This is a genomic window from Mesorhizobium sp. M7A.F.Ca.US.002.01.1.1, from assembly GCF_004022955.1.
Taxonomy (GTDB): domain Bacteria; phylum Pseudomonadota; class Alphaproteobacteria; order Rhizobiales; family Rhizobiaceae; genus Mesorhizobium; species Mesorhizobium ciceri.
Window position 1 is genome coordinate 1 of record NZ_RZQE01000442.1, and the last position, 4,999, is coordinate 4,999.

The following is a 4,999-nucleotide window of genomic DNA, read 5'->3' on the forward strand; positions in this document are numbered from 1 at the left end:
ATCCCCCTTTCCAATTACAGCCGGGAACACTCGACGATCAGCGTTTCCCTGCACTACTCCGCCGATTTCCGCGACATGTTCGAAGTGCGTGGCTCGACACGGCTGAAGCGCGGGCTGGCCCATGCCGCCGAAACAAACGCGACGTCGGTCCTGCTGCGCTATGATGGGCTCGATGGCCTGGCCCGCCTCTCGGCGATATCGTTCTCGCAGGCGCCGGACCAACTGAGTGCCAACCGTGCCGATTTCCTGATCGCCGTGACCAAGCGCAGCAGGAAGGTGCTTTATGTCGAGGTCGGTCCCGAGGTGGCCGACAAGCCCGACCGCGACCGGTTCCGCGCCGCTGCCGCCCGCGCCCGCTTTGGCATGCGGGCCAAACGTCGCCATGGCGCGACGGTGCGCAGCTCGGGCCGTGTCTTCAACGACTGGGTCGAGCGCGCTCGCGCCGATGTCGCGTTGCTGACCACCGAGCTGGCGACCGGCCCCTATCCCTATGCCGGCATCCCCTGGTTCTCGACGGCGTTCGGCCGCGATGGCGTCATTTCGGCGCTGCAGATGCTGTGGCTCAATCCGGGCCTGGCGCGGGGCGTGCTGGCCTTTCTGGCCCAGCATCAGGCGACCGAGACATCGCCGTTCAGCGATTCCCAGCCGGGCAAGATCATGCACGAGACCCGCAAGGGCGAAATGGTGGCGCTGCGGGAGCTTCCCTTCGGCCGCTACTACGGTGGCGTCGATACGACACCGCTCTACATCTATCTTGCCTGTGCCTACGCCGATCGTACCGGTGACATGGCGTTCATCGACGGCTTGTGGCCGTCGCTGTGCGCCGCGGCCGAATGGACGGAGAAGGCGGGCCGGGAGACCGGATTTGTGACTTACCAGCGAGCGGCCGAGTCCGGCCTCGCCAACCAGGGATGGAAGGACAGTTTCGATTCGGTCTTCCATGCCGATGGCCGCATTCCCAAGGGCCCGATCGCCCTTGTCGAAGTGCAGGGCTACGTCTTTGCCGCCTTCCGGGGGCTGGCGGCACTTGCCCGTCGCCGGGGCGAGAACGACAGGGCCGACCACTGGGATGATCGCGCCGAAGCGATGCGGGTTGCCGTGGAACGGGATTTCTGGCTTGACGATCTCGGCTTCTATGCGCTGGCAATCGACGGTGCCGGCGAGCCCTGCAAGGTGCGGACCTCGAATGCGGGGCATCTGCTCTTTGTCGGATTGCCTGAGCCGGCGCGGGCCCAGATGGTGGCTGACCAGCTGCTTTCCGCCTCCTTCCATTCGGGCTGGGGACTGCGGACGCTCGCCGACGATGCCGTGTTCTTCAATCCGATGTCGTACCACAATGGCTCGATCTGGCCGCACGATACCGCCCTTTGCGGTGCCGGGCTGGCGCGCTATGGCGAGCGCGAAAGCGTGGTTCGCCTGATGAGCGGCACGTTCGAATCCGCGGTCCATTTCAACATGCGGCTGCCCGAACTGTTCTGCGGTTTTACACGTGCGCCGGGCGAAGCACCCATCGCCTATCCCGTCGCCTGCCTGCCGCAAGCGTGGTCGGCGGGCTCCGCTTTCATGTTGATGCAGGCCTGTCTTGGCCTGGAGATCGACGGCTGGGAGGGTGAGATTCGCGTCGGCCGCCCCAGGCTGCCGATCGGCATCGACACGCTGACACTGCGGCACCTGGGCGTCGGCGACCGGGTCGTCGATCTCACCTTCCAGCGCGTCGGCGACCGGGTCGTCGCTTTCCTGGCCGACCGCCATGAAGGGCTGGTGCCGCTCATAGTAAGAACATGATCCGAACAAAATTGGCGGAACCGATCCAGGCCTTGTGCGTTGCAAAAACACTGGTCCGAACGCCGACCACGTGGCCGGCGGACCGTTTCAAACGGGAAACACGAACAAACGGTCGCCGACGGCCGGGGTGAGTTGACGTTCAATGACAAACTACGGTGCGGACCTGCTCTGGGTTCTGATTTTCGCGAGCCTCGGTTTTTCCGCTCTTGCCGTATTCCTCTCCATATCGCGGCACCGTCGCCGTCATCCTCCTGCCGTCCCACATACGGCAGGCGAAGATGTGGCCGCGGAGGCCGCGCGCAAGGTGATACGGGAGTTCGAAAAGAACGGCCAATCGGCCGATGCCGCGCTGGTGACCTGGTCGCCAGAAACATTGCGCAAGATCCTGGCCGACGATCTGCCCGATGCGCAGGTTATCGTGGTGTCCAATCGCGAGCCGTACATCCACAATGTGAAGGACGACGGCGTCGAGTTGCTCGTCCCGGCCAGCGGGCTGGTGTCGGCGCTCGAGCCCATTACCCGCGCCTGTGCGGGCACCTGGATCGCCTATGGCGGCGGAACGGCGGACCGCCTTACCGTCGACGACCACGATCGCGTGCAGGTGCCGCCTGGCAACCCGTCCTACACGCTGCGCCGGGTCTGGCTGACGGAGGAAGAGCATCAGGGCTATTATCTCGGTTTCGCCAATGAGGGCCTTTGGCCGCTTTGCCATATCGCCTTCACCCGGCCGATTTTTCGCGCCTCCGACTGGGCTGCCTATGAAGCCGTCAACCGGAAGTTTGCAGATACGGTGGTTGCCGAGGCGCGCAACGAGCGGCCGATCGTGCTGGTCCAGGATTACCATTTCGCGCTGCTGCCGCGCATGATCCGAGAGCGCTTACCGGAGGCGATCGTCATCACTTTCTGGCACATCCCGTGGCCAAATTCGGAAGTGTACAGCATCTGCCCATGGCGTGAACGCATCCTCGAAGGCCTGCTCGGCAGCTCGATCATCGGCTTCCACACCCAGTTCCATGCCAACAATTTCACCGAAAGCGTCGATCGCTTCCTGGAAAGCCGCATCGAGCGGGCCGATGCGGCCATCTCCTACGGCGGACGGACCACATTGGTGCACGCCTATCCCATCTCGATAGAATGGCCGGCGGACCTGCTGGCGAAACTTCCCGCTGTCGACGATTGCCGCGCTCGCATGCGCGAGAGGTTCGGCCTTAAAGCGGATGTGAAGCTGGCCGTCGGGGTCGAGCGCCTCGATTATACCAAGGGCATTCTCGATCGGTTTCACGCTTTGAACGAATTGTTCAAGCGACAGCCTGAGTGGATCGGAAAACTGGTCTTTCTGCAGATCGCGGCACCCAGCCGCGGCACGCTGCCCGCCTACAAGCTGCTCCATGACGAGTGCCACCGTTATGCCGAAGAGCTCAACCGGCGTTATGGCAGCGAGGGCTACAGGCCGGTGATCATGGTGGCCGAACATCACTCGCAAGAACAGGTCTACGAGATCTATCGGGCCGCCGACATATGCATGGTCACCAGCCTGCATGACGGCATGAACCTCGTCGCAAAGGAATTCGTCGCCGCGCGCGACGACGAGCAGGGCGTTTTGATGCTCAGCACATTCGCCGGCGCCTCGCGTGAATTGCTGGAGGCGCTGATCGTCAACCCTTACGATGCCGCCATGATGAGCGGAGCGCTGTTGCAGGCACTGACCATGTCGCCCGAAGAACAGCGCGAGCGCATGCGCCCCATGCGCGAGACAATCCGCAACAACAATGTCTATCGCTGGGCCGGCAGCATGCTTCTGGATGCGGCACGTTTGCGCAAGCGCGGGGACCTCGATCGGGTGACCGGTGCCGTCAGCGACCCGCCGCCCAGCGTCGACAATGTCGTCTCCATTTTTGAGCGCAGACGGGTGGCGATGTCATGAGCGATGCGCTGCAAAATATTGTTGGCGAGACCCTGCACAAGCCGCAGGCCGTCATGGAGAAACCGCACACTGTGCTGACCGGCGAATGGGCGTTGTTCCTCGACATCGACGGCACCCTGCTGGAACATGCCGAACACCCGGACGCCGTCTCGGTCAGCGACGAGCTCCGCTCCTTGCTGCAAGGCCTGGATTGCAAGCTGAACGGGGCATTGGCCTTCGTAACAGGCCGTTCCGTCGCGGCTGTCGATCATCTGTTTCAGCCTTTGAAGCTGCGCGCCGCCGGGCTCTATGGCCTGGAACATCGGCTCCTACCGAACGACGACGTCGAAGTCGCGGATGAGCCGGCGGATATTTCTGCGCTTGTCGACGAGATCGAGGCCGAGCTCGGTCGTGGCGCCTATATCGAGCGCAAAGGACGGGTGCTGGCCATCCACACGCGCGCCGCCCCGCATCTGCTTCCGCGCGCGACGCAGCTGGTCGAGCAGGCGCTGGCCACGCTGCCAAAGGGCTACCGGGTGGTACCCGGCAATGCCGGTGTTGAATTGCTGCCGCTCGAGGCCGCCAAGGGCGCCGCGATCCGGCGTTTCATGGAAATTGCGCCATTCACGGGCCGTCGCCCGGTCTTCCTGGGCGACGACACGTCGGATGAAAACGGTTTTGAGGCCGTCAATGATGCCGGCGGCATATCGATACGCGTCAACCCACCAGCGCACACCGCAGCGCGGTACGGGCTTGCCGACGTTGTCGAGACGCTGGGCTGGCTGAGAGGTCAACTTTAGATCCAGCCGACGCAACCGCGATCGCGCCTCCTGGAAAGGGCAAGGAAAGGAACGGTTTCGATGGGACGCTTTGCACAATTGGTCCGAGAGATCACCCCGAACTGGCTGCACTCTCGCTCCTCCCGCCATGACATTGCCGACGTTTCACCGTCCGACGCGGATTTCAGCTGGCAAGAGGCGATCGACAACAAGATGTATGGGGCTGATACGCCTGATTATTCCTATGTTCCGGAAAAGACCGCTTCAGATGCGGTGAGACCGGGCGGTGACAGCCCCGGCGAAAAGAGCGTGCGGGGTGATCCAAAGAGAGCCAATTGAGGGTGAAAAGCCTGTCGGCGCCCGAGGAACGCTACGCCGCAAATCGCAGTCCGCCGTCGCAGGTCAGCACCTGACCGGTCATGAAGCCGTTGGAGACGAGGAAGGCTATTGCCGCGGCGACGTCTTCGGCGCGACCGATGCGGCCGACCGGGGTCCTGCCGGCATAGTCTGCAAACAGCGCCTGCCTCTGCTC

The 4,999-nt window shown here is 63.4% G+C and carries 5 protein-coding genes; 4 read left to right on the plus strand and 1 reads right to left on the minus strand.

What is annotated here, in order from left to right:
* The 4 genes from EN932_RS29070 to EN932_RS29085 all read left to right on the plus strand — a co-directional run.
* Positions 1-1,785: amylo-alpha-1,6-glucosidase (locus EN932_RS29070; protein WP_128369261.1), on the plus strand; the 1,785-nt coding region annotated here is incomplete at its 5' end.
* A 142-nt stretch (positions 1,786-1,927) separates the two neighbouring features.
* Entirely contained in the window at positions 1,928-3,709 is a 1,782-nt protein-coding gene (locus EN932_RS29075) for a trehalose-6-phosphate synthase (protein WP_013530900.1), read from the plus strand.
* Positions 3,706-4,488: a trehalose-phosphatase gene (gene otsB / locus EN932_RS29080; protein ID WP_127384954.1), complete on the plus strand. Its 783-nt coding sequence runs from the start codon at positions 3,706-3,708 to the stop codon at positions 4,486-4,488. The genes EN932_RS29075 and otsB overlap by 4 nt, the downstream gene beginning before the upstream one ends.
* Positions 4,489-4,548: 60 nt before the next feature.
* Positions 4,549-4,806 carry a hypothetical protein gene (locus EN932_RS29085; protein ID WP_063168507.1) on the plus strand — a complete coding sequence of 86 codons (258 nt, stop codon included), beginning with the start codon at positions 4,549-4,551 and terminating at the stop codon, positions 4,804-4,806.
* A 31-nt stretch (positions 4,807-4,837) separates the two neighbouring features.
* Here the strand turns inward: EN932_RS29085 and EN932_RS29090 are convergent.
* Positions 4,838-4,999 (minus strand): SDR family oxidoreductase (locus tag EN932_RS29090; protein ID WP_128369262.1); only part of this gene is annotated, 162 nt, incomplete at its 5' end.

What these genes read in the sequence shown, in the direction of transcription:
- EN932_RS29075 (WP_013530900.1), top strand. Translation starts at nt 1,928, where the DNA reads ATGACAAACTACGGTGCGGACCTGCTCTGGGTTCTGATTTTCGCGAGC.
- EN932_RS29085 (WP_063168507.1), top strand. Translation starts at nt 4,549, where the DNA reads ATGGGACGCTTTGCACAATTGGTCCGAGAGATCACCCCGAACTGGCTG.
- otsB (WP_127384954.1), top strand. Translation starts at nt 3,706, where the DNA reads ATGAGCGATGCGCTGCAAAATATTGTTGGCGAGACCCTGCACAAGCCG.